Below are 22,891 nucleotides of genomic sequence, written 5' to 3'. Positions count from 1 at the left end.
TCAAACACTTAGAGCGTGGCAGGCGCCGAAACCGCTCACACTTTCGGCTGCCACGCTCTAGCGTCATCTTTCGCCGCGCGGAAAGCCGGTCTAGGGTGAGCCCAATTCAAACTAACGTTTAACGGGGAGTGCGCCTCTATGCGCGAAGCGGTTATCGTCTCTTACGCCCGCACGGGCCTGGCCAAGTCCAATCGGGGCGGCTTCAACAACACCCATGGCGCGGCCATGGCCGGTCACGCCATCCAGCACGCCGTGTCGCGCGCCGGGCTGGAAGGCGCCGAAGTGGAAGACGTGGCCCTGGGCTGCGGCGGCCCCGAAGGCGCCACCGGCATGAACGTGGCCCGCAACGCGGCCATGTGGGCCGGCCTGCCGGTCACCACCTCGGGCCAGACCATCAACCGGTTCTGCTCGTCGGGCCTGCAAGCCATCGCCACGGCGGCCAACTACGTGCGTAACGACGGCGCCAATGTCGCCATCGGCGGCGGCGTCGAGTCGATCTCGCTGGTGCAGGGCGGCGGTCACATGAACCGCTTCCACATCACCGAAGAGAAGCTGATGGGCACCCATCCGGCCCTGTGGATGGCGATGATCGACACCGCCGACATCGTCGCCAAGCGCTACAACATCAGCCGCGAATATCAGGACGAATACGCCCTGCGCAGCCAGCAGCGCATCGCCGCCGCCCAGGCCGCCGGCCTGTTCAAGGACGAGATCGTGCCGATGGCCACCAAGATGAAGGTGGTCAACAAGGAGACCAAGGAAGAGAGCTTCGTCGACTACGTGGTCGACAAGGACGAGTGCAACCGCGCCGACACCACCCTGGAAGGCCTGGCCAGCCTGAAGCCCGTCATGGGCGAGGGCAAGTTCGTCACCGCCGGCAACGCCAGCCAGCTGTCGGACGGCGCCGCCGCCGTGGTGGTGATGGAAGCCAAGGAAGCCGAGAAGCGCGGCCTGACCCCGCTGGGCGCCTTCCGCGGCTTCGCCGTCGCCGGCTGCGAGCCTGACGAGATGGGCATCGGACCGGTCTTCGCCGTGCCGCGCCTGCTGGAACGCCACGGCCTGAAGATCGACGACATTGACCTTTGGGAGCTGAACGAGGCTTTCGCCAGCCAGTGCCTCTACAGCCGCGACAAGCTGGGCATCGATCCCGAGAAGTACAACGTCAACGGCGGCTCGATCGCTATCGGCCACCCCTTCGGCATGACCGGCGCCCGCTGCGCCGGCCACCTGCTGATGGAAGGCAAGCGTCGCGGCGCCAAGCTGGGCGTGGTGACCATGTGCATCGGCGGCGGCATGGGGGCGGCGGGCCTGTTTGAGATCTTCTAGGCTCTCCAAAAGTTCCTAGCGTATCGGTCCAAAAAGGCCGGGAACCCGCAAGCGGGTTTCCGGCCTTTCCTATTGGATCAGGACGCTTCGGGACCACAGGTCCCGGGCCTTGAACCCGCCGGACGCGGAGCCATCTAGGCTCTCGTCGGCGCCCGCGAATTGTCGCTTCAAGACGCCAGACCCGAGATAGGACCATGGCTGCCAAAGCCTTCTTCACCGTCGCCCTGCTGATCGCCGCCGCCATCGGCCTGGCCCTCCCGACGCCGAACGCCAGCCATGCGCCGCAGACCACCAAGTCGTCGTTCCAGACGATCGCGCTGAACCGCGGGTAAGCCCTCGGCTGAACGAAGACGGGCTCCCCGGTTTCCCGGAGAGCCCGCTCAAGATCGCTGATCAGACTGGGGCGATTCAGACTGGGGCGATCAGAACTCTTCCCAATCCTCGCGGACCGCCACGGCGGCCGAACCGCGTCCCGGGCGAGCCGAGACGACGGGACGCGCGGGCTCTGGCCGGGCGGGCGCACGCGCTGGCGCCTGGGCCGGCGGACGATAGGTCGTCTGGGCCGGACGCGACTTCGCGACGGCCGGCGCGCCCTCGGTGACCCGGAAGCGACCGACCAGCTCCATCAAGGCCGCGGCCTCGTTCTTCAGCGAGTGTGAGGCCGCGGTGGCTTCCTCGACCATGGCGGCGTTCTGCTGGACGACCTGGTCCATCTGGTTCACCGCGCCGTTGACCTCGTTCAGGCCGGTGGCCTGCTCGGTGGTCGAGGCCGAGATCTCCTTCATCAACGCGTCGATCGAGGCGACCTGCTCGACGATGCGGCTCAGGGCCTCGCCGGTCTGACCGACCAGATCCACGCCCGCGCCGACCTGCTGGGTCGAGGTCGAGATCAGGGTCTTGATCTCCTTGGCGGCGTCGGCCGAGCGCTGGGCAAGGGCCCGAACTTCCTGGGCGACGACGGCGAAGCCCCGGCCGGCTTCACCCGCCCGGGCGGCTTCAACCCCGGCGTTGAGGGCCAGCAGGTTGGTCTGGAAGGCGATCTCGTCGATGACGCCGATAATATTGCCGACCTGAGTCGAGGAGGTCTCGATCTCGGTCATGGCGGCGACGGCCTGGCTGACGATGCGGCCCGAGCGTTCGGCGTCCGACCGGGCGTTGGCCACGACCTGCGAGGCCTCCTTGGCGCCCGAGGCGGTCTTGCGGACCGTCGCGGTGATCTCGTCCAGGGCCGCGGCGGTCTCCTCCAGGCTAGCGGCCTGCTGTTCCGTCCGGCGCGAGAGGTTGTCCGAGGCCTCGGCGATCTCGTCGGCGCCGCTGTTGACGCCGCCGGTGGCCGCGTTGATCGACTGGATCGCTTGCTGCATGCGGTCGGCGGCGGCGTTGAAGTTGGCCTTCAGGCTTTCGACCTTGGGCGCGAACGGGGTGGTGATCCGGTGGGTCAGGTCGCCGCCGGCCATGTGGTCCAGCGCCTCGTTCAGCGCGGTGATGGCGATGGCGTCGTTGCGGGCGACCTCGGCCTTCTCGGCCTCGTTGGCGGCGCGTTCGCGATCGGCGGCCTGGCGCTGGTCGACGGCGGCGGCCTCGATGCGGACCTTCTCGGCCTCGGAATCCTTGAAGTAAGCGACGGCGGCGGCCATGTCGCCGATCTCGTCCTTGCGGCCCTGAGCCGGCACCTCGACGGTGTTGTCGCCCGAGGCCAGGCGACGCATGGCGTTGGTCATCGCGGTGACCGGCTTGGCGATCGCGCCGGTCAGCAGCAGCCCCCCGCCGATGGCGATGCCCGCCGTGATCAGGATGCCGACGGCCAGGGCCAGGGTCGATTCCAGCGAGGCCTTCTTCTGCGCGGCGGCTTCCGTCGCCAGCTCGGCCTCGGCGTTCTTGGAGATCGCCTCGATCGCATCCTCGACCGGGGTGACGGCCTTGTCGGCGACGCCGTCGTTACGCACCAGCTCGACCGCCTGCGGCCGGGTGGCCGGATCGGCGCCCAGGGTCTCGCCCGGCTCGATGGCCAGCTTACGGTAGTCGGCATAGGCGGCGTCGACGGCGGCGATGCGGGCCAGGTCTTCCTTGTCCCCAGCGGCCAGGGTGCGCAGCGCATCCAACGCCTTCAAGAACTTCGGCTTGTGCGCCTCTTCCAGGCGCTTGACGTAGTAGTTGTCGCCCGACAGCAGGAAGCCGCGCAGCGAGTTCTCCTGGCGGGTCAGGCGGAAGGCGGCCGTATCCGCCTGGCGCAGCATCTCATAGGCGCGCTCGGTGCGTTCCACCGAATGGCCGAGACCGACCTTGTTGGCGTAGAGGGACACGCCCATCACCATGATGGTCGCGAGCATGACAGCGAAGACCGCCATCAGCTTGTGCGGAATTTTCAGATCGCCAAAAGACACCGGTCGGGGCTCCTCGAAGTGGGGGCGGCGACCGCTAAACCTCAGATAACACTACTCTTTGAAACTATACTTTGGTTCGCGGGCGTCACCGGCACAGTGACCCCCAACCGTTTCTGGGGCATTAACCGTGACGTGGCGGAATGTCGCACAAACGATCAGTCCGCCACTTTTCTGATCAATGGGCCTCATCCCAGTTGAGCGCGGCGCGGGCCTCCACCGTGAGCGGAACGGACAGGGCCACCGCCGGCTCGGCCGCCTTTTCCATGACCTGGCTGATCACCGCGCAGGCGCGATCGGCCTCGCCTTCCGGCGCTTCGAAGACCAGTTCGTCGTGCACCTGCAGCAGCATCCGCGCCTCCAGTCCAGCCGCCTCCAGGGCGGCGGGCATGCGGATCATGGCCCGGCGCATGACGTCGGCGGCCGCGCCCTGGATCGGGGCGTTGATCGCCGCGCGCTCGGCGAACTGACGCTGGCCGACCGACTTGGACTGGATCTCGGGGATGTTGATCTTGCGGCCGAAGACGGTCGTGACGTAGCCGTGCTCGCGCACGAACGCCTTGGTCGCGTCCATATAGGCCTGGATGCCCGGGAAGCGCTCGAAATAGGTCTTGATATAGGCCCCCGCCTCGCCCTGGCCGATGCCTAGCTGATTGGCGAGACCGAACGCCGAGATGCCGTAGACGATGCCGAAATTGATGGCTTTGGCCCGGCGACGCACCTCCGACGGCATACCCTCGATCGGCGTGTCGAACATTTCCGAGGCCGTCATGGCGTGGATGTCGAGGCCTTCCTGAAAGGCTTTCTTCAGCTGCGGGATGTCGCCGATATGGGCCAGCAGGCGCAGTTCGATCTGGCTGTAGTCAGCGCTGATCAGCACCTTGCCCGGCGGCGCGATGAACGCCTTGCGGATCTTGCGGCCTTCCTCGGTGCGGACCGGGATGTTCTGCAGGTTGGGGTCGGACGAGGACAGGCGGCCCGTCGTCGTCGCGGCCAGGGCGTAGGAGGTGTGGACCCGGCCCGTGCTTCGCGCGATCGCGGCGATCAGGTTCTCGGTATAGGTGCCCTTCAGCTTGGAGAGCTGGCGCCAGTCGAGCAGGACGCGCGGCAGCTCGTGCTCCAGGGCCAGACTCTCCAGCACATCGCTGTCGGTCGACCACTGGCCGGTGGCGGTCTTCTTGCCGCCCTTCATGCTCATCTCGCCGAACAGCACGTCGCCGATCTGCTTGGGGCTGCCCAGGTTGAACGGGCGGCCGACGATCTCCTGGGCGCGCGCCTCGAACTTGGCCATCCGCAGCGAGAACTCGTTGGACAGCAGGCGCAGCGCCTCGGGATCGACCCGAACCCCATTGTTCTCCATCATCGCCAGCACGGTCGGCAGAGGACGTTCCAGCGTCTCGTAGACGGTCGCCAGCCCCTCGCGCGCCAGTCGCGGCTTCAGCACTTCCCACAGGCGCAGGGTGACGTCGGCGTCCTCGGCGGCATAGGCCGTCGCCTCGTTAAGGCCCACATGCTTGAAGCTGATCTGGGCCTTGCCCGTGCCCGCCACCTGCTTGAACGGGATCGGCTTGTGGCCGAGGTGCAGCTCCGACAGCTCGTCCATGCCGTGGCCGTGCAGGCCCGCCTCCAGCACGTAGGAGATCAGCATGGTGTCGTCGATAGGCGCGACCTGGACGCCGTGGCGGGCCAGGACGGCGATGTCGTACTTGGCGTTCTGGGCCACCTTCAGCACCGCCGGGTCTTCCAGCAGCGGCTTCAGGGTGGCGATGACCTCGTCCAGCGGGATCTGCACCAGGTCGGCGGCGGCCTCCAGCGCCAGGCCGTCCTTTTCGCAGTGGCCGACCGGGATGTAGCAAGCCTCGCCGGCGTTGATGGCCAGAGACACGCCGCAGAGGCCCGCCGTGGCCGACGACAGGGCGTCGGTCTCGGTGTCGAAGGCCACCACGCCCTTGGCCGTGGCCTTGGCGACCCAGGCCTTCAGGGTGTCGAGGTCCTGGATGCGGACATAGGCCGCGTGATCGATGCTGACCGGTTCCGCCACCGCGCTGGCGGCGGCGCGCGCGGCGGCGCCCATGTAGGAGACCGTGCTGATCGGGGCCTTGGGCGTGCCCCCTCCTCCAAGACCGGGGGGCCGCTCCAGCGTTCCAGGCGTCGCCGAGGCCGAGCCGTCGCCGACCCGGCGGGCCAGGGTGCGGAACTCCATCTGCTCGAGGAAGGCGGCCAGGACCTCCTTGTCGGGCTCGCGCACGGTCAGCGCGTCCAGAGGCTCCGGCAGCGGGGTGTCGCAGTCCAGCTTCACCAGGGCCCGTGACAGGCGGATCTGGTCGGCGAATTCGATCAGGGTCTCGCGACGCTTGGGCTGCTTGATCTCGCCGGCCCGGGCCAGCAGCGTGTCGAGATCGCCATACTCGTTGATCAGCTGGGCGGCGGTCTTGACGCCAATCCCGGGGGCTCCCGGAACATTGTCGACGCTGTCGCCGCACAGAGCCTGAACGTCGACGACCTTGTCCGGATAGACGCCGAACTTCTCGAACACCTGCTCGCGCTCGATGCGCAGGCCCTTCATCGGGTCGAACATCGAGACGCCGTCGCCGACCAGCTGCATCAGGTCCTTGTCCGACGAGACGATGACGGCCTCGCCGCCCATTTCGCGGGCCTTGCAGGCATAGGCGGCGATCAGGTCGTCGGCCTCGTAGCCGGGCAGCTCGATGGCCGGCACGCCGAACGCCAGGGTGGCCTCGCGCACCAGCGGGAACTGCGGGATCAGGTCCTCGGGCGGCGGCGGACGGTGGGCCTTGTACTTGTCGTAGAGGGTGTTGCGGAACGTCTTCTCGGAGTGGTCCCAGATCACCGCCAGGTGGGTGGGCGTGTCGCCCTGCATGTCGCGCAGCAGCTTCCACAGCATGTTGCAGAAGCCCTGGACGGCGCCCACCGGCAGGCCGTCGCTCTTGCGGGTCAGCGGCGGCAAGGCGTGATAGGCGCGGAACAGATAGGCCGAGCCGTCCACGAGAAAGAGCCGGACGGTCGGGCCGTCCTGGGTCAGTTCGGAAGCGTTCGGAAGCGGGGGCGCGGCGGCGTCGGTCATGGCCGGCAACATAGGGGGCGGAAGGTGTGTCGGGAACCCTCTGGCGGCGCGCAAATGGATCGCCTAGGCTCCACCTAAGGTCGAGCCGCGAAGGGGTCGTGCGCCGGCCCATTCCTGGGGTTTCCCGTGTTCCGCACTCTCCTCCTGGCCCTGCTCACGGCCGGCCTTTCCACCGCCGCCCTGTCGACGGCCGCTTTCGCCCAGACCGAGGACGACGCCCCGCCCTCGGGCTGGCGGCCGAACTTCGTCACCCACGTGCCCGAGGCCAAGATGAAGGCCGCTTTCCCGAAGGCCGCGACCGTCACCGGCAAGGCCGTGCTGGGCTGCATCGCCGATAAGGGCGGACACCTGGCCGATTGCAGGGTGCTGCGCGAGGATCCCGCCGGCCAGGGCTTCGGCCAGGCCGCTCTATCGGTGGTCGGCTACGAGCGGATCGCCACGAAGGACGCCCAGGGCGCGTCGGTCGAGGGCCGGCCGGTCCGCACGAGTTTCGAGTTCCTCGCGCCCGGCGACGCCAATCCAGACTGGATCCGCAAGCCCAACGGCGCCGAGATCGCCAATGTCTTCCCCAAGAAGGCGCTGGACCGGCGCATCGGCGGCAAGGCCGTGATCCGCTGCAAGGCCACCGTCGAGGGCTTCCTCGAAGCCTGCAAGGTCCTCTCTGAATCCCCCGAAGGCATGAACTTCGGCGGCGCCGGCCTGCAGCTGGCCCCGCAGTTTCGGATGTCGCCCAAGATCCGGGGCGGCCATGCCGTGCCGGGCGGTGACGTCACCATCCCGATCACCTGGGAGGAGCCGCGCGGCGCCGCGCCGATCAACACCACCTCCATCGTGCTGGACCCGCCCTGGAACCGCGTCCCCACCCAAGCCGAGCTCGCCGCCGCCTGGCCCAAGGCCGCGACCGGCCAACCGTTCGGCCAGGCCGCCCTGCGCTGCGTGCTCATGAAGACCGGCCAACTTCGCAGCTGCGACGTGATCTCCGAAAACCCGCGCGGCAAGGGCTTTGGCAAGGCGGCCCAGGACCTCTCGAAGCTGTTCCTGGTCAATATCGGCACGGCCGACGCCAAGACCTTCAAAGACTATAAGATCGACCTGCCGTTCCGCTTCCGCGATCCAACCGCGCCGGAGGCCCGCAAGCTGACCAAGCCGCGCTGGATCCGCACCCTTTCGGCCGAGGGCATGGCGGAAGTCTATCCGCGGGCGGCCGCGAAGGCGGGCGTTACGTCGGGCGTCGGCGCGGCGACCTGCACGATCACCGCCACGGGCGAACTGATCGGCTGCAAGCCCGCGCGCGAAAGCCCGGCCGGCCTCGGCTTCGGCCAGGCCGCGGTCGAGGCGGTCAAGGTCATGCGGATGAACCCCTGGACGCTTGAGGGCGACACGGTCGACGGCCTGACCGTCACCATCCCGGTTCAGTTCAGCCTGGACGTCAAGGCCGAGGACGCGCTCGCCGCTCCGGCGGGCAAGCCTGGCTGATCGGCGCGCCAGCTTTCCTCGCCTTGCGCAAGGGGGGCATGAGGCGTACGGGATCCACGCTCCGCGCGGTACGCGGACACAGTTTCAGGAGAGCGCGATGGGTTACCGGGTCGCCGTGGTCGGCGCCACGGGCAATGTGGGCCGCGAGATGTTCAACATCCTCGAGGAAGTCAAATTCCCCGTGGACAAGATGCACGCCATCGCCAGCCGCAAATCCATCGGCGTCGAAGTCTCGTTCGGCAGTCAGATCCTGCACTGCGAAGACCTGGAGAAGTTCGACTTCTCGACGGTCGACATCGTGCTGATGAGCGCCGGCGGCGCCATCTCCAAGGAATGGGGCGAGAAGATCGGCCGTGCCGGTCCGATCGTCATCGACAACAGCAGCCACTTCCGGATGGATCCGGACGTGCCGCTGGTGGTGCCGGAGGTGAACCCCGAGGCGGTCAATACGCTGCCGAAGAACATCATCGCCAACCCCAACTGCTCGACGGCGCAGTTGGTGGTGGTGCTGGCTCCCTTGCACGCCGAAGCCAAGATCAAGCGGGTGGTCGTCTCGACCTACCAGTCCGTGTCCGGCGCGGGCAAGGAAGGCATGGACGAGCTGTGGGACCAGACCAAGGGCGTGTTCGTCCTGGGCGCCCCACCGCCCAAGAAGTTCACCAAGCAGATCGCCTTCAACGTCATCCCCCACATCGACGTCTTCATGGAGGATGGCTACACCAAGGAAGAGTGGAAGATGATGATGGAGACCAAGAAGATCTTGGATCCGTCGATCAAGCTGACCGCCACCTGCGTGCGCGTCCCCGTCATGGTCGGCCACGCCGAAGCCGTGAACATCGAGTTCGAGACCCCGCTGGACGAGGACGACGTCCGCGAGATCCTGCGCGACGCCGAAGGCGTGGAGGTCATAGATAAGCGCGAGGACGGCGGCTACATGACGCCGAAGGAAAGCGCTGGCGAGTTCCCGGTCTATGTCTCGCGCATCCGCACCGACCCGACCGTCGAGAACGGCATCGTCCTGTGGTGCGTCGCCGACAACCTGCGCAAGGGCGCGGCGCTGAACGCCGTGCAGATCGCCCAGCTGCTGCACGACAAGGGCCTGATCAAGCAGAAGACCCCGGCCTAAGCCACGATCCGCAATAAGCGGGTGGAAATCAGGGCTCCCGGGGCAGACCTCCCGGGAGCCCTTTTTCATTTCCGAGCCAGAAGGACGACGCCATGTCGGCGAGCGTGAACCAGACCCAGGCCGAAGGCCGCTCCGCCTATGCCGCCGGCGTCGGCTGTTACCTGCTCTGGGGCTTCCTGCCCCTCTATTTCCACCTGCTCTCGAACCTGGGCGCGACGTCCTGGGAGATGATCGCCCACCGCTCGCTGTGGTCGGTGCTATGGGCCGGCGGCCTCGTCTTGATCGCCCGGCAGGGCGGCCAGGTGGCCCAGGTGCTGCGCCAGCCGCGCACGCTGGGGATGCTGCTGCTGTCGACGGCGGCGATCTTCAGCAACTGGACGATCTATGTCTTCGCGGTGAACGCCGGCCACGTGATCGAGGCCAGCCTCGGCTATTACATCAACCCGCTGATGAACATGGCCGCCGGGGCCTTGCTGTTCCGCGAGCGCATGACCACGGAGGGCAAGGTCGCCATCGGCTTCGCGGCCGTCGGCGTCGCGATCCAGACCCTCGCCCTGGGCCATCTGCCGATCGTGTCGCTGGGCCTGGCCGCCACCTTCTGCGCCTACGCCATCCTGCGCAAACAGGTGAAGGCCGACGCCCAGACCGGCCTGTTCGTCGAATGCGCCTATCTGGCCCTGCCGGGCCTGGCCTATGTGCTGCACCTGCAGGCGAGCGGCCAAGGCCACTTCGGCCACGGCGGCGCGGTCACGGGCCTGCTGGCCCTGGCTGGTCCGGCCACGGTCGTGCCGCTGGCCCTGTTCGCCTGGTCGGCCCGCCGCCTGCCGCTCAGCGCCGTCGGCTTCCTGCAGTTCATCGCCCCCACGATCCAGTTCCTGCTGGGCGTGGCGTTCGGCGAGGCCTTCACGCCGCTGCGAGCGCTGTCGTTCGTGTTCATCTGGCTGGGCGTGGCCACCTTCGCTTACGGGGCCTGGAAGAAGACCAAGGTCCTGGCGCCGGCCTGACGACCGGGCCAGGACCCTAGAAGCGGTGCGCCAGGCCGACCACCAGTTCCAGGTCCGGAGTCTGGTGGTTGAGGCCGACATAGGCCGAGGCGTCCAGCTGGACGTCGTGCAGGGCCTTCGGCGTCCAGGCCGCGGTCAGGTCGAAACTGGCCTGGGTGACGTGACCGGACGGGTCGTCATCGCGATCGACCCACAGTTCCGCGCCGAGATTCACCGGGCCGACCGCGCGTCCCACGCCGCCGGCCAGGGCGTAGCCGGCGTGGCGGCCCGCGCCCGACGCATTCTCCCGCGCCTCGACCTGGGGCGACAGGCTGAGCGACCAGTCGGCGTTGAGCGGGATCGAGAGCGGGACGATCACCCCGCCCTGCCAGAGATCGCCGCCGATGCCGTGCGCGCCGGTCGGGGCGGTGACATAGGGCTGGATCGCGGCCGAAAGACCGTCGCCGCCGGGGTTCTTCAACGACCACCGCAGGCCAAGGCCGAGGTCGCCCGCGCCCGAGACGGTCGAGACGACGCCGTGGTCCTTGGTCCTGATCCGCTCGTGGGCGGTCCAGGTGAGCTGGCCTTCGACGGTCGAGGTCAGGCCCAACCGCAGCTCCAGCCCGCCGTAGGAAACATCATTGACCGAGACCCCGCCGCCCCGGCTGAAGGCGGCGTCGACCCCGCCCAGCTCGGCCTGGAAGCGCCCCTGGTCCAGCACGCAGGGCGGCGAGCCTCTGCCGGGCCGGTCGGCGCAGAAATCGCGGTCCTGCGCGTGCGCCGCGCCGGCCAAGGCGAGGACGCAGATGAAACCCGCGAACGTCTTCATGCCGTCCCTCCCGCGCTCAGAGCGAAGCGTAGGCCGCCTCGATCAGGCGCACCGCGCGCGGATCGCCGATCAGCGCCGCGCCCTGCTTGTTCATCACATAGGCCCCCGACACGCCGCGCGTCGGGTCGGCGAAGGCGCACGAGCCGCCCCAGCCCGAGTGGCCAAACGCCTCGGGCGTCGGGCCGTAGAACATGTTGGGCTCGTTGCGCATGAAGCCCGCGCCCCAGCTGATCACGAAAGGCAGCACCAGGTCCTGGCCGATGATGCGCTGGGCGCTGGCGGCCTTGATCCCGGCCGGGGTGATGATCGAGCGCCGTCCCAGCGTCCCGTCCGTGGCCAGGGCGCCCATCAGCCGGGCCAGGGCCGCGGCGGTGGCGTGGCCGTTGGCCGAGGGGATCTCGACCCGCCGCCACTCGGCCGCGCCGCGCCCGCCGGGCGAGGACCAGGGCTTGAGGAAGGCGGCCTGCACCGCGGCGTTCAGTTCGCCGAACTTCGGCAGGGCCGTCGGGCGCATCAGGTCGGCGACACGGCCATGCTCGCTGTCGGGGAGGCCAATCCACAGGTCCAGGCCCAGGGGCTGGCAGATGTCTTCCCGCAGCGCCGTCCCCATCGTCCGGCCGTCGACGCGGCGGAAGATCTCGCCGGCGATATAGCCGTAGGTGACGGGGTGATAGCCGCTGGCCGAGCCGATCGGGAACAGCGGGGCCATGGCGGCCAGCTTGGCGCAGGTCGCGTCCCAGTCGAACCACAGTTCCGGATCGGTCTGGTCCGGGAAGCCCGACAAGCCGGCCTGATGCGACAGCGCCTGCTCGACCGTGACCTGGCCCTTGCCGGCTTGGGCGAACTCCGGCCAGACGTCGGCGACGGGCTGGTCATAGGCCAGGCGGCCTTCGTCGACGAGGCGCGCGATCATCAGGGCCGCCACCGCCTTGGTGGTCGAGAACAGGGCCGTCAGGGTGTCGGGACCGAACGCGACCTCGCGCTTGCGGTCGGCGAAGCCACCCATCAGATCGACGACGATCTCGCCGTCGACGGCGAACGAAAAGCGGGCGCCGAGTTCGCCCCCATCGACGAAATTGGCTTCGAACGCCTCGCGCACCCGGGCGAAACGGTCGGGGCAGAGGCCGTTGATTTCGCCGACCATTCTAAGCCAGCCGCTCGATGCGGACCGTCGGCGAGGTCTGCTTGATCCGCGCGCCCATGGCCACGATCGGCAGCTCCGGCGCGTTCCAGATATTGGCCGCGGTGACCGTCTCGGCCACCCCGCCCACGGCGCGGGCCAGGCCGTACGAGAAGGTCTGCCCCTCCAGGATCGAGGCGGCATAGAGGGCGGTCAGCAGGTCGCCGGTGCCGTTGGGCGAACGCTCGGACTTGGCGTGCGCGGCCAGCCAGGCCTCCTTCTTGTCGGCCAGCACGGCGCCGATCTCGGCTCCGCGCCGCACGGACGAAACCAGCGTGATCTTGCCCAGCAGCCGGGCGGCGCGCATGGCGCTCTGCGGATCGCGGGCGTCTGTCCCGGTCAGCTTCTGCAGCTCCCAGCTGTTGCAGGCCACGACGTCGGCGCGCGGGATCAGGTCGGCGATGATGGCGTCGGCGGTCTCGGTCGGAATGTAGAGACCCTTGCCGGCGTCGCCCATGGTCGGGTCGACGATCACGGTCGGCCGCCGGGTCGCCGCGCCGTTCGGACGGGGCGACTCGCGCACGGCGTCGATGACCCGGGCCGCGGCCCGCACCTGGGCGGCGGTGGCGAAATAGCCGGTGATGACCAGATCGACGAGACCGAACAGCCCGTTGGCCTCGATGCCGTCCATCATGCCTTCGAACACCTCGATCGGCACCGGCGCCCCGCCGGGGATGCCCCAGCCGGGATGGCGGCCGTACAGCACGGTCGGCACGACCATCGAGTCGATGCGAAACTGCGCCAGGGCGGTGGCTTGCGCCGTCGCGCCCACCTGGCTGCCGGCGACGTGGCTGGAGATGATCAAGGCTAACGGCATGGCAAAGCGATTAGCCGAGCAATGCGGACTTGAATAGGGCGTCCCGACACGTGGCCGAAAAAGAAAAGGCCCACCGTCGCCGGCGGGCCTTTCCTCTTGGTTTCAAACGATTTCCGCTGCGGAAACTGGCGCGGCGGATGTCACGACTAGTAGCGATAGTGGTCCGGCTTGAACGGGCCCGTTTCCGGCACGCCGATGTAGTCGGCCTGGTCCTTGCGCAAGGTCGAAAGCTTGGCGCCCAGCTTCTCCAGGTGGAGGAAGGCGACCTTCTCGTCCAGGTGCTTGGGCAGGGTGTAGACTTGGTTCTCGTACTTGGCCTTGTTGGTCCACAGTTCGATCTGGGCCAGCGTCTGGTTGGTGAACGAGGCCGACATCACGAACGAGGGGTGGCCCGTGGCGTTGCCCAGGTTCACCAGGCGGCCTTCCGACAGCAGGATGATCTTCTTGCCGTCCGGGAATTCCACGTGGTGGACCTGCGGCTTGATCTCGTCCCACTTGAAGTTCTTCAGGCCAGCGACCTGAATTTCCGAGTCGAAGTGGCCGATGTTGCAGACGATGGCGTTGTTGCGCATCTGCCGCATGTGATCGACGGTGATGACGTCCTTGTTGCCCGTGGCGGTGACGAAGATGTCGGCGCGGCCGGCCACGTCGTCCAGGGTCTGGACTTCATAGCCTTCCATCGCCGCCTGCAGGGCGCAGATCGGGTCGATCTCGGTGACGATCACGCGGGCGCCGCCTTGGCGCAGCGAGGCGGCCGAGCCCTTGCCCACGTCGCCATAGCCGCAGACCACCGCGACCTTGCCCGACAGCATGACGTCGGTGCCGCGACGGATCGCGTCGACCAGCGATTCACGGCAGCCGTACAGGTTGTCGAACTTCGACTTGGTGACGCTGTCGTTGACGTTGATGGCCGGGAACGGCAGGTCGCCCTTGGCGGCCATCTGGTACAGGCGGTGCACACCCGTGGTGGTTTCCTCCGACACGCCGCCGATGGCCGCGCGGATGGCCGAGTAGAAGCCCGGCTTTTCGGCCAGGTACTTCTTCATCACGGCGTAGAGGGCTTCTTCTTCCTCGTTCTGCGGGTTGTTCAGGATCGACGGATCCTTCTCGGCCTTCGGGCCCAGCACGCAGAGCAGGGTGGCGTCGCCGCCGTCGTCCAGGATCAGATTCGGGTAGCCGCCGTCGTGCCACTCGAAGATCTTGTGGGCATATTCCCAGTACTCGACCAGGTTTTCACCCTTGAAGGCGAACACCGGCACGCCCGAGGCGGCGATGGCGGCCGCGGCGTGGTCCTGGGTCGAGAAGATGTTGCACGACGCCCAGCGGACCTCGGCGCCCAGAGCCGTCAGCGTCTCGATCAGCACGCCGGTCTGGATGGTCATGTGCAGGCTGCCGGCGATGCGGGCGCCCTTCAGGATCTGCTGCGGACCGTACTCGGCGCGCGTGGCCATCAGGCCCGGCATTTCGGTCTCGGCGATAGCCAGTTCCTTGCGGCCGAAATCGGCGAGCGAGATGTCCTTGACGATATAGTCGGCCACGGTCGGGCTCCTGCGGTCGGATGGGATCTTGGACTGGGCTTATAGCGCGCCCGACCCTTCCTAGCAATTAACGCATAAAGATATCTTTATGTCCGACGCTGGATGGCGCTCAGAAGCTCAGCTCCGGCTGCATGGCGCCCGGCTGCTGGGTCTCGGGCAGATGGCAGGTGAAGGTCGAGCCGGCGCCCGGTTCGCTCTCCAGCGCCACCCAGCCGCCGTGCAGTTCGACCAACGCCTTGACCAAGGCCAGGCCCAGGCCGGGACCGCCGCGATCACGGCCGACGAAGCGGTCGAAGATGTGGGCCTGGACGTGGAAGGGCACGCCCCGGCCGGTGTCGGAAACATCGAGGCGCACCTCGCCCAGGGCCCGACGGGCGGACAGGGTGACGCGGCCGCCTGGCGGGGTCTGGCGCAGGGCGTTCTCGACCAGGTGGTCCAGGGTCTGGGCCAGGCGCTTGCCATCGCCCCGGATCAGCCCGACTTCCTCGTCGCACTCGACCGCCAGGGTCACGGCGCCTAGCTGGGCGTCCTTCAGGGCGTGTTCCTGGGCGTTGAGCAAAAGGTCGGAGACGCGGATGTCCTCGATCTCCAGCGCCATCTCGCCGGCGTCGATCTGAGCCATGTCCAGCACGTCGTCGATCGAGCGGGCCAACTGGGTGGCGGCGGCGCGGACGGCGGCGACATGGTTGCGGCCGCGCTCGGAAATGCCGTCGGCGCGCTCCAGCAGTTCCGAATAGCCGATGATCGTGGTCAGCGGCGTGCGCAGCTCGTAGCTGACGTTGCCGACGAAATCGCGCTTCAGCCGCTCGGCCTCGGCCAGGGCGGCGGAGCGGTCGGCCAGGGCCGACTGCAGGTCGCGGGTGTCGGTGACGTCGGCGAAGGCGATCAGGGTCGCGCCGTCCGGCAGCGGCCGGCTCTGATAGACGACGATGCGGTCGTCCGAGGTGCGAACCTCGCCCGAGGTCGGGGCGCGCATCTGCGGATCGGGATCGGCCACCCGCCCCTTCAGCTCGCGCCAGAAGGCCAGGTCGTGCAAGCGCGGCACGCACAGCTCGACCACGCCCTCGAAGTCGCCGGCCGCCTCGAGGGCGAAGGCGCTGACGTTCCAGAAGGTCTCGAAGGCCTCGTTGTGCAGACGCAGGCGGCCGTCCGAGCCGAACACCGCGACGGCGTCGTTCAGCTTGTCCAGCGTGGCCTGCTGCACCTGGATCAGAGCGTTGTACTGGGCCTTCAGGCGCAGCTCGCCGGTGATGTCGGAATAGATCAACAGCATGCCGCCCAGCGGGTGGGGCTGGCGCACCACCTTCAGCGTGCGGCCGTCGGGCAGGTGCCACAGATCGTCGGCTTGAGGCCCGACGTCTTCATAGCGGGCGAGCTCGGCGGCCTTCCAGACGGCGTAGTCGATGGTCTCGGGCAGGCGGCGGCGCTGGCGCAAGCGATCCAGGATCTCGCCGTGGGTCGGACGGTCGGCCAGCCAGGCCGGCTCCAGGCCCCACAGCTCGGCGAAGGCGGTGTTGTGGAACGACAGCCGCCGCGTGGCGCTGAAGATCGCCACGGCCTCGGCGATGTGGTTCAGGGTCTCGTCATGGGCCTCGACGTGCTTCTTGAAGGCGTCGCGGACGTCCTCGATCTCGGTGACATCGGCGCAGAACACCCCCACCCCGCCGCCTTCCAGGGGCTGGGCCGACAGGCGGAACGCGCGGCGGCGGCCTTCCAAGTTTATCCAGCGCACGGCCTCGCGGCGCTCCCCCTTCTCGACGGCCTCGACGACCAGGGCGTCGGCCGAGCGGTCGAAGCTCTTGCCGGCCAGGGCGTCCGTCGAGGCGGCGGCGGCGCCGACGGCGCGGACGAAGGCGGCGTTGCCCCAGACGGCCTGACCGTCGGCGCCGGCGACCCACGCCGGCTCGGCCACGCTGTCGACGAAGGCGGCGAAGCGGGAAGCCGACGGCAGACCGGAATCCCCGCCGCTGCCGGGCATCAGGCGCAGCCAGGCCAGCGCCCCGACCGCTCGGCCCTCGACCGAGACCCAGCCCGTGGCCCCGCGCGCTTCGAAGACGCAGGCTTCGCCGCGCTCGAACAGCGCCGTCAGCTTGTGGGCATGATCGGGATCGGCCCCGCCGAGGGCGGCGATCACCGCGTCGACCCGGGCCTCCACGCCCAGCACCTGGGCGCAGGCCGAAAGACCCTCGGCCCCGGCGGCCAGATCGGCGCGACCGCCTTCGACGGCGATCACGGCGGTGTCGAAGGCTTGGACCCAGGCGGGCGCGTCCAGGCCGTCTCCGCCTTGCGGGCCGAGGCGCGCCTTCAAGGCGGCGATACGGGCTTCATAGCCACGGCGCTGCCCCAGCGACCACAGGGTGACGCAAATGGCGAGACAAACCGCGCCGGCCACGGCCGCGAGGATCAGGTCGTACGAAGTCATCAGGCGCGTTGCTTACCCCAGCGGGTCGTCGAATCAGAATCCCAGATTAGTCGGGCCGTGACCAGAGCGCGATCAGGGGAGAGCGTGACTGTCTGTCGCGATTTCGTCCGGACACCCGGTGGCTTAACGCTCCAATCGCTCTATTTGGAGACCTATGACCTGGTCCGACCGCCTCGCCCCGTCGCTCGACGACTTCGCCGCCCTGGCCCGAGAGGCCTTCGACGCTCTGCCCGATGAATTCCGCGAGCTCTCCGGCGAGGTGGTGATCCGGGTCGACGACTTCGCGAGCGAGGAGGTTCTGGATAGCCTGGGCATCGAAGACGCCTTCGAGCTGACCGGCCTCTACCAGGGCGTGGACCTGGGCCGCCGCTCGGTGCTGGACTTCGGGACCGAGCCGTCGCGGGTGTTTCTGTACCGTCGCCCGATCCTGGACGAGTGGGCCGAGCGCGGCGACGTCGGCCTCGGCGACCTGATCGCCCACGTGCTGGTCCACGAGATCGGCCACCATTTCGGCCTGTCGGACGACGACATCCACCGCATCGAGGACGAGGCATGAGCAAGCTGTTTGACGCCGAAACCTGGCGCGAGCGCATGGACGAGCGTTGGTTCGACACCGGCGCGGCCATGGCCGAGGCCGGCGCCGTCGACCTGGTCTCGATCGAGGACGAGAAGGTCACCGCCCACGTCACCGGCAGCGTCGGCGACCTCTATGTCGTCCAGCTGTGGGCCCCGGCCGGCGAAGGTCTATGCACCTGCCCCGGCTTCGAGAAGTTCGGAGCGTGCAAGCACCAGGCGGCCGTGGTCACCGCCGCCAACGCCGCCGATCTCGGCAAGGTCCGCGAGCGGATGGCCAAGCTGCGCGACGGCCTGGCCCTCGACAGCAAGGACGCCCTGATCGAACGCCTCGCCGAGCTGGCGCGGGTGCAGCCGGCGGTGCTGGCGGCCCTGGAAGGCCGCTAGAGAAACTCGTCGATCGGCGCCTTGCGCTTGGTCTTCGACTTCGGCCGCTCCCACATCACGCCGGGATAACCCTTCAGCGGGACCAGCTTGCCGCCGCCATAGGCCCAGTCCGGGGCCTGGTCGAGCGCGGTGTGGTAGCGCGGCTCGCGGCCGGTGCGGGCGTCGAACAGGGCCCGCGGCAGGTTGATCATGGTCGGGGCGCGCTTGCGCTCCATGAAGATCGGCGTCCCGCAGCGCGAACAGAAACCCCGGGTCGTTCCCTCGTGCTCGTGGCGGCTGACGAGGTCCTCGCCCTCTACCCATCGAAAGCGGCTGCGGTAGCTGGCCGTGTAGGTGACATAGGCGCAGCCCTGGGCGCGGCGGCTGGCGGCCGAGTGGTCGTGAAACGCCCACCGCGCCGGCACGCCGATGGCGATCCGCACCGCCCCGCAGGCGCACGCCCCCTCGGCTTCCTCGGCGGGCGGCCTGGGCGGCTTGGGTAAGAGCGGCTTGGGCATGGAACGGCCTCTAAAGGGGGGTAGTCGTTTCCGAGTAAAGCGCACTGCTGCCAGATCTGACAGCAGGCTGGCTTGACCCAGCCCGCCCCGCGCCGCTCTGCTGCCACCTCAAAAGGGGGAACACGCCATGGCGACACTGTACGAGCGCTACATCCTGCCCAAGCTGCTGTGCTGCGCCTGCGGCGCGCCGGCGTTTCGCGAGCAGCGGACCAGGATCGTGCCCCAGGCTCGGGGTCAGGTGCTGGAGCTGGGCGTCGGCGGCGGCTTGAATCTCGCCTTCTACGACCCGGCCACGGTGACCGGCGTCACCGGCGTCGACCCTTCGGCCGAACTGCGCGCCATCGCCGAGGCCGCCCCGCGCCCCGAAGGCCTGGCGGTCGAGATCGTCGCGGGCGAGGGCGAGCGCCTGCCGTTCGCCGACGCTCTTTTCGACACCGTGCTGTGCACCTTCACCCTGTGCTCGGTCCACTCGCCCGACGCCGTGCTGTCCGAAGCCCGTCGGGTCCTGAAGCCCGGCGGTCGCTTCCTGTTCTGCGAGCACGGCCTTTCGCCCGACGCCGGCACGGCGCGGTGGCAGCGGCGGATCGAGCCGCTGTGGAAGCGCCTGGCGGGCGGCTGTCACCTGACGCGGCCGGTCTCGGCGGCGGTCGAGGCGGCCGGCTTCCGCCTCGACGACAATCACCGCTTCTATCTCGACAAGACGCCGCGTGCGCTGGGCTGGTGCGAGCAGGGCGCGGCGAGCGTCGCCTAGAGCCGGCCACGCCAGCAAACCTGACGCCTCCGTCATTTTTTGTTTGACCCTTCCGCTCAACTGAGTTGACAGTGTTCAGATGGGCCAAGATCCGCGCGAGACGGACCCTGCCCGCTGGACATCGCACGTCCGATAGGGAGCGCCGACATGACCGACCCAATCTCCAAAGACCGGAACATCACCAAGGACGCCATGTACGACGCGGTGGCGCCGGACGACTTCGAGTCGATGCTCGAGCTCGACCGGTACGGCAACCGCTCCAGCGCCTTCGACAAGATCATTTCCGCGACCCACGACCACTTCTGGGATCCGCTGGACAAGGCCTATATCGACTTCGACGAGCCGTTCGACATGGAGAACCAGGCCCTGGTGCCCGAGGATCTCGTGATCGCCCTGTCGACCGACTACGTCTCCAACCACCTGTCCGACCCGAAGACGCGTATCCGCTTCATCAACCAGTCGGTGCTGCGCAGCTTCTCGTCGATCCTGCACGGCGAGCAGGGCGCGCTGAACCTGTCGGCCAGCCTGTGCCACGTGCTCAAGGACCAGGGCGCGCAGGAGTACGCCGCCAACCAGACCCGCGAAGAGGCCCGCCACGTCACGGCCTTCGCCAAATATATCAAGGCCCGCTGGGGCAAGCCGGTCGAGTGCGGCCCGGCCCTGAAGACCCTGCTGGTCGAGATCATCGGCGCGCCCGAGGTCTACAAGAAGATCATCGGCATGCAGATGCTGGTGGAAGGCCTGGCCATGGGCGCCTTCGCCACCTTCTACAACCAGATCAATGACCCGGTCGGCAAACGCCTGCTGCAGCTGGTGATGACCGACGAGGCCTTCCACCACAAGTTCGGGAAGATCTGGGCCGACCGCACCGTGCCCAAGCTCACGCCGGAAGAGCACGCCATCATCGAGGACTGGGCGGCGCACTGCTTCCAGACCCTGCTGTTCAACCTCGTCTCGCCGCACCAGCAGCTGGATCTCTATGCCGCGTTCGGCCTGGATCCGGACAAGGTGGTCGAGGAGTACGGGAAGATCATGACCGACGACGTGCGTCGGGAGGCCATGAAGGAGCAGACCAACATCTTCCGGGTGCTGGTCAAGACGCTGCTCAACGCCGGCATCATCACCGACCGCACCAAGGCGTTCTACGCCATGTATGTCGACATCGACGAGCTGAAGAGCGAAGGCGACCGGATGGTCGGCGACGACATCGCCGAGGAAGGCATCCGCCACCTGCAGGCCATCAACTTCAAGGACCGCCCTGTATCGGCGGTCAGCATCGCCGCCGAGTAGGGTTTCACCTCCCTGGTCGACTTAACGCCGCCCCGCCGGAACCCCGGCGGGGCGGTCGTCGTTTCTGGGCAACCCGCGGGCGTCCGTCGAACGCTTGGGATCGTATCCTGTCGGCAACCGTCCGGAGTTCCCATGCGCACGCCCCTGCTCGCCCTGTCCCTCGTCCTCGGTCTGAGCGCCTGCGTGTCGGGGCCCAGCGGCAATCCCAACCCGCCGCGGCCGGCCAAGACCGTGGAGCTCGATCGCTACCTGGGCAAGTGGTACGAGGTCGCCCGCTACGACATGCGCTTCGAGAAGGGCTGCGAAGGCGTCACCGCCGAATATTCCAAGCGCCCCGACGGCCTGATCCGCGTGCTCAACACCTGCCGCCAGGGCGCGGTGGACGGCCCAGTCAAGACCAGCGAGGGCAAGGCCAAGGTCGTCGACACGGCGACCAACGCCAAGCTGAAGGTCAGCTTCTTCGGCCCGTTCTTCGGCGACTACTGGGTCATGGACCACGCCGACGACTACAGCTGGTCGATCGTCGGCGAGGGTTCGGGCAAGTACCTGTGGCTGCTGTCGCGCAAGCTTCCGACCGAAGCGGACCGGGCGGCTCTGACCGCCCGGGCCAAGGCGCTGGGATATGACGTGGGCATGCTGCGGCCGACGCAGCAGGCCGCGCCTTAGGGTCGCTCAGCCGCGTTTCTCGCCTCTAGCGCTACGGCCACTCGCTCTAGCAGGCTGTTGAAGAAGTCCGTAGCGGGGCGGAGTTCGACATGATTCACTCTTTGGGCGGGAGCTCTGGAGGGGTGGATGCGCGGGTCGGACGAGCGGACGGGGTCGCTGTTCTCATATGTAGATCTGGATGCTCGGGTTCGGCGCGATCATCCCTTGCGGCCGATCCTGGAGATCGCGAACGGGGCGCTTGGGGATTTGAGCGCGGACTTCGCGGCGCTCTATCCGCCGAGGCTGGGACGTCCGTCGATCCCGCCGGAACGGTTGTTGCGCGCCATGCTGCTGCAGGCGTTCTACGGCATCCGATCGGAGCGCCAGTTGATGGAGCGGATGGAGTTTGACCTGCTGTTCCGCTGGTTTGTAGGTCTTGGCGTGGACGATGCGGCCTGGGATCATTCCAGTTTCACCAAGAACCGCGACCGGCTGTTGGCGGGCGAGATCGCCGGCAAGTTCCTGCGCGCGGTGCTGGCCCAGCCTCGGGTGAAGCGGCTGATGTCGTCAGACCACTTCTCGGTGGACGGCACGCTGATCGAAGCCTGGGCGTCGACCAAGAGCTTCCGCAGGGTCGATGGCGACGACAGCGATCCCGAGGGGCCGGGTCGCAACGCCGAGCGCGGCTTCCACAAGGAGAAGCGTTCCAACCAGACGCACCGCAGCACCACCGATCCTGAGGCTCGGCTCTATAAGAAGGGCGACGGCCAGCCGGCGAGGCTCTGCTATATGGGCCACGCCCTGATGGAGAACCGCCATGGCCTGGTGACGGATGGTGGGGTGACCCTGGCCACGGGCACAGCCGAGCGCGAGGCGGCTGTGGCGATGCTGGACCGAAGAAGCGGCCGGCGTCGGATCACCCTGGGCGCCGACAAGGCCTATGACGTGCGCGACTTCATTGGCCAACTTCGGGCGCGCCGGGTGACACCGCACATCGCCGTCGATGGCCACCTGTCCAAGCTGGGCAAGCCGCGCTCGACCGCCATTGACGGCCGCACCAAGCGCCACCCCGGCTATGCGATCAGCCAGCGATGTCGCAAGCGCATCGAAGAGGTGTTCGGCTGGATCAAGGGCTCGGCCGGCCTAGCCAAGGTCAAGGTGCGCGGCCGCGCCAAGGTCGACGCCGCCTTCACCCTGGCGCTGGCGGCCTACAACCTGATCCGTCTGCCCAAGCTCCTGGCGGCCCCGGCATGAGCGTCCTGGGCCAGTGGCGCATCGTCCAGACGCCCGACTACACTGACGACTATCGGGACATGATGGAGCCCGCCTACATCCTCTTCGAAGCCACCCATGGCCAGTTCGCCTTCGGCTGCGTCACTGGCGCCTTCGCCGCCGCCGGCGACCACGACGCCGTGCAGTTCGACTGGCGCGGAAACGACGAAATGGATGAGGCCCAGGGCGACGGATGGGCTCAACTCCAGCCCGACGGCTCCCTCAAGGGCCAGATCTGCTTCCACGGCGGCGACGAAGCCAACTTCATCGCCAGACGGGAGGCTTCTTCAACAGCCTGCTAGGTGGTGTGGAC

General features: G+C 68.1%; 20 protein-coding genes. 12 read left to right on the top strand and 8 right to left on the bottom strand.

The genetic code is table 11. The features are described from left to right. Positions 1-138: 138 nt before the first annotated feature. Both ACW175_RS00355 and ACW175_RS00350 read left to right on the top strand, forming a co-directional pair. Positions 139-1,326 (top strand): acetyl-CoA C-acyltransferase, encoded by a 1,188-nt coding sequence (locus tag ACW175_RS00355; protein WP_492102706.1) that lies wholly within the window; start codon positions 139-141, stop codon positions 1,324-1,326. Between the two features lie 194 nt (positions 1,327-1,520). Beyond that, a complete protein-coding gene (locus ACW175_RS00350; RefSeq protein ID WP_492102705.1) occupies positions 1,521-1,658 on the top strand; it encodes a hypothetical protein in 138 nt (45 codons plus the stop codon). Positions 1,659-1,748: 90 nt separating this feature from the next. Here ACW175_RS00350 and ACW175_RS00345 read toward each other — a convergent pair whose 3' ends face one another. Together ACW175_RS00345 and polA are read right to left on the bottom strand one after the other, a co-directional pair. Continuing rightward, on the bottom strand, positions 1,749-3,710 hold the full coding sequence (locus ACW175_RS00345; protein ID WP_492102704.1) for a methyl-accepting chemotaxis protein: 1,962 nt from the start codon (positions 3,708-3,710) through the stop codon (positions 1,749-1,751). 175 nt (positions 3,711-3,885) lie between these two features. Then, on the bottom strand, positions 3,886-6,792 hold the full coding sequence (gene polA / locus ACW175_RS00340) for a DNA polymerase I (RefSeq protein ID WP_492102703.1): 2,907 nt from the start codon (positions 6,790-6,792) through the stop codon (positions 3,886-3,888). Between the two features lie 126 nt (positions 6,793-6,918). Here polA and ACW175_RS00335 point away from each other — a divergent pair, with 126 nt between their 5' ends. From ACW175_RS00335 to rarD, 3 genes are all read left to right on the top strand, one after another. Beyond that, entirely contained in the window at positions 6,919-8,268 is a 1,350-nt protein-coding gene (locus ACW175_RS00335) for a TonB family protein (protein WP_492102702.1), read from the top strand. Between the two features lie 97 nt (positions 8,269-8,365). Then, on the top strand, positions 8,366-9,394 hold the full coding sequence (locus ACW175_RS00330) for an aspartate-semialdehyde dehydrogenase (RefSeq protein WP_492102701.1): 1,029 nt from the start codon (positions 8,366-8,368) through the stop codon (positions 9,392-9,394). Between the two features lie 92 nt (positions 9,395-9,486). Continuing rightward, positions 9,487-10,398, top strand: coding sequence for an EamA family transporter RarD (gene rarD, locus ACW175_RS00325; protein WP_492102700.1), 912 nt, complete (start codon positions 9,487-9,489; stop codon positions 10,396-10,398). A gap of 16 nt (positions 10,399-10,414) precedes the next feature. On the opposite strand, the gene ACW175_RS00320 is transcribed toward rarD, so the two are convergent. The 5 genes from ACW175_RS00320 to divL all read right to left on the bottom strand — a co-directional run bounded on the left by ACW175_RS00320 (position 10,415) and on the right by divL (position 17,163). Beyond that, the gene (locus tag ACW175_RS00320; RefSeq protein ID WP_492102699.1) at positions 10,415-11,206 is read right to left on the bottom strand and encodes a transporter; all 792 of its coding nucleotides are present in this window, start codon (positions 11,204-11,206) and stop codon (positions 10,415-10,417) included. Positions 11,207-11,222: 16 nt separating this feature from the next. Continuing rightward, positions 11,223-12,350 (bottom strand): serine hydrolase domain-containing protein, encoded by a 1,128-nt coding sequence (locus ACW175_RS00315; RefSeq protein ID WP_492102698.1) that lies wholly within the window; start codon positions 12,348-12,350, stop codon positions 11,223-11,225. 1 nt (position 12,351) lies between these two features. Beyond that, on the bottom strand, positions 12,352-13,203 hold the full coding sequence (locus ACW175_RS00310) for a bifunctional hydroxymethylpyrimidine kinase/phosphomethylpyrimidine kinase (RefSeq protein ID WP_492102697.1): 852 nt from the start codon (positions 13,201-13,203) through the stop codon (positions 12,352-12,354). A gap of 146 nt (positions 13,204-13,349) precedes the next feature. Next, positions 13,350-14,741 carry an adenosylhomocysteinase gene (ahcY, locus tag ACW175_RS00305; RefSeq protein ID WP_492102696.1) on the bottom strand — a complete coding sequence of 464 codons (1,392 nt, stop codon included), beginning with the start codon at positions 14,739-14,741 and terminating at the stop codon, positions 13,350-13,352. Between the two features lie 109 nt (positions 14,742-14,850). Further along, the gene (divL, locus tag ACW175_RS00300; protein WP_492102695.1) at positions 14,851-17,163 is read right to left on the bottom strand and encodes a cell cycle protein kinase DivL; all 2,313 of its coding nucleotides are present in this window, start codon (positions 17,161-17,163) and stop codon (positions 14,851-14,853) included. Between the two features lie 154 nt (positions 17,164-17,317). On the opposite strand from divL, the gene ACW175_RS00295 reads away from it, so the two are divergent. Together ACW175_RS00295 and ACW175_RS00290 are read left to right on the top strand one after the other, a co-directional pair. Then, on the top strand, positions 17,318-17,719 hold the full coding sequence (locus ACW175_RS00295; RefSeq protein WP_492102694.1) for a metallopeptidase family protein: 402 nt from the start codon (positions 17,318-17,320) through the stop codon (positions 17,717-17,719). Then, positions 17,716-18,123: an SWIM zinc finger family protein gene (locus ACW175_RS00290; RefSeq protein ID WP_492102693.1), complete on the top strand. Its 408-nt coding sequence runs from the start codon at positions 17,716-17,718 to the stop codon at positions 18,121-18,123. Before ACW175_RS00295 ends, ACW175_RS00290 begins: the two co-directional genes overlap by 4 nt. Here ACW175_RS00290 and ACW175_RS00285 read toward each other — a convergent pair. After that, positions 18,120-18,620 (bottom strand): GFA family protein, encoded by a 501-nt coding sequence (locus ACW175_RS00285; protein WP_492102692.1) that lies wholly within the window; start codon positions 18,618-18,620, stop codon positions 18,120-18,122. The two genes, ACW175_RS00290 and ACW175_RS00285, sit on opposite strands and share 4 nt — an antisense overlap. A 127-nt stretch (positions 18,621-18,747) precedes the next feature. Between ACW175_RS00285 and ACW175_RS00280 the strand changes: the two genes are divergently transcribed. The 5 genes from ACW175_RS00280 (at position 18,748) to ACW175_RS00260 (ending at position 22,880) form a co-directional block, all read left to right on the top strand. After that, positions 18,748-19,371, top strand: coding sequence for a class I SAM-dependent methyltransferase (locus tag ACW175_RS00280; protein WP_492102691.1), 624 nt, complete (start codon positions 18,748-18,750; stop codon positions 19,369-19,371). A 147-nt stretch (positions 19,372-19,518) separates the two neighbouring features. After that, positions 19,519-20,661 carry a ferritin-like domain-containing protein gene (locus tag ACW175_RS00275; protein ID WP_099575407.1) on the top strand — a complete coding sequence of 381 codons (1,143 nt, stop codon included), beginning with the start codon at positions 19,519-19,521 and terminating at the stop codon, positions 20,659-20,661. A 132-nt stretch (positions 20,662-20,793) separates the two neighbouring features. After that, on the top strand, positions 20,794-21,327 hold the full coding sequence (locus ACW175_RS00270; protein WP_492102690.1) for a lipocalin family protein: 534 nt from the start codon (positions 20,794-20,796) through the stop codon (positions 21,325-21,327). Positions 21,328-21,453: 126 nt separating this feature from the next. Beyond that, positions 21,454-22,560 (top strand): IS5 family transposase, encoded by a 1,107-nt coding sequence (locus tag ACW175_RS00265; protein ID WP_492101777.1) that lies wholly within the window; start codon positions 21,454-21,456, stop codon positions 22,558-22,560. Further along, the gene (locus ACW175_RS00260; protein ID WP_492101776.1) at positions 22,557-22,880 is read left to right on the top strand and encodes a hypothetical protein; all 324 of its coding nucleotides are present in this window, start codon (positions 22,557-22,559) and stop codon (positions 22,878-22,880) included. Before ACW175_RS00265 ends, ACW175_RS00260 begins: the two co-directional genes overlap by 4 nt. Positions 22,881-22,891 lie beyond the last annotated feature (11 nt).

This window comes from Caulobacter sp. FV1ye6ST (assembly GCF_058681225.1).
Note: the sequence above shows the minus strand (reverse complement) of the source record. Positions and strands in the feature narration are given on the sequence as shown.

Bases quoted from the DNA above. Each gene is read 5' to 3' on its own strand.
- rarD (WP_492102700.1), top strand. From the start codon at position 9,487: ATGTCGGCGAGCGTGAACCAGACCCAGGCCGAAGGCCGCTCCGCCTAT.
- ACW175_RS00285 (WP_492102692.1), bottom strand. From the start codon at position 18,620: ATGCCCAAGCCGCTCTTACCCAAGCCGCCCAGGCCGCCCGCCGAGGAA.
- ACW175_RS00270 (WP_492102690.1), top strand. From the start codon at position 20,794: ATGCGCACGCCCCTGCTCGCCCTGTCCCTCGTCCTCGGTCTGAGCGCC.
- ACW175_RS00330 (WP_492102701.1), top strand. From the start codon at position 8,366: ATGGGTTACCGGGTCGCCGTGGTCGGCGCCACGGGCAATGTGGGCCGC.
- ACW175_RS00280 (WP_492102691.1), top strand. From the start codon at position 18,748: ATGGCGACACTGTACGAGCGCTACATCCTGCCCAAGCTGCTGTGCTGC.
- divL (WP_492102695.1), bottom strand. From the start codon at position 17,163: ATGACTTCGTACGACCTGATCCTCGCGGCCGTGGCCGGCGCGGTTTGT.
- ACW175_RS00310 (WP_492102697.1), bottom strand. From the start codon at position 13,203: ATGCCGTTAGCCTTGATCATCTCCAGCCACGTCGCCGGCAGCCAGGTG.
- ACW175_RS00355 (WP_492102706.1), top strand. From the start codon at position 139: ATGCGCGAAGCGGTTATCGTCTCTTACGCCCGCACGGGCCTGGCCAAG.
- ACW175_RS00265 (WP_492101777.1), top strand. From the start codon at position 21,454: ATGCGCGGGTCGGACGAGCGGACGGGGTCGCTGTTCTCATATGTAGAT.
- ACW175_RS00295 (WP_492102694.1), top strand. From the start codon at position 17,318: ATGACCTGGTCCGACCGCCTCGCCCCGTCGCTCGACGACTTCGCCGCC.
- ACW175_RS00320 (WP_492102699.1), bottom strand. From the start codon at position 11,206: ATGAAGACGTTCGCGGGTTTCATCTGCGTCCTCGCCTTGGCCGGCGCG.
- ACW175_RS00275 (WP_099575407.1), top strand. From the start codon at position 19,519: ATGACCGACCCAATCTCCAAAGACCGGAACATCACCAAGGACGCCATG.
- ACW175_RS00315 (WP_492102698.1), bottom strand. From the start codon at position 12,350: ATGGTCGGCGAAATCAACGGCCTCTGCCCCGACCGTTTCGCCCGGGTG.
- polA (WP_492102703.1), bottom strand. From the start codon at position 6,792: ATGACCGACGCCGCCGCGCCCCCGCTTCCGAACGCTTCCGAACTGACC.
- ACW175_RS00290 (WP_492102693.1), top strand. From the start codon at position 17,716: ATGAGCAAGCTGTTTGACGCCGAAACCTGGCGCGAGCGCATGGACGAG.
- ACW175_RS00260 (WP_492101776.1), top strand. From the start codon at position 22,557: ATGAGCGTCCTGGGCCAGTGGCGCATCGTCCAGACGCCCGACTACACT.
- ACW175_RS00350 (WP_492102705.1), top strand. From the start codon at position 1,521: ATGGCTGCCAAAGCCTTCTTCACCGTCGCCCTGCTGATCGCCGCCGCC.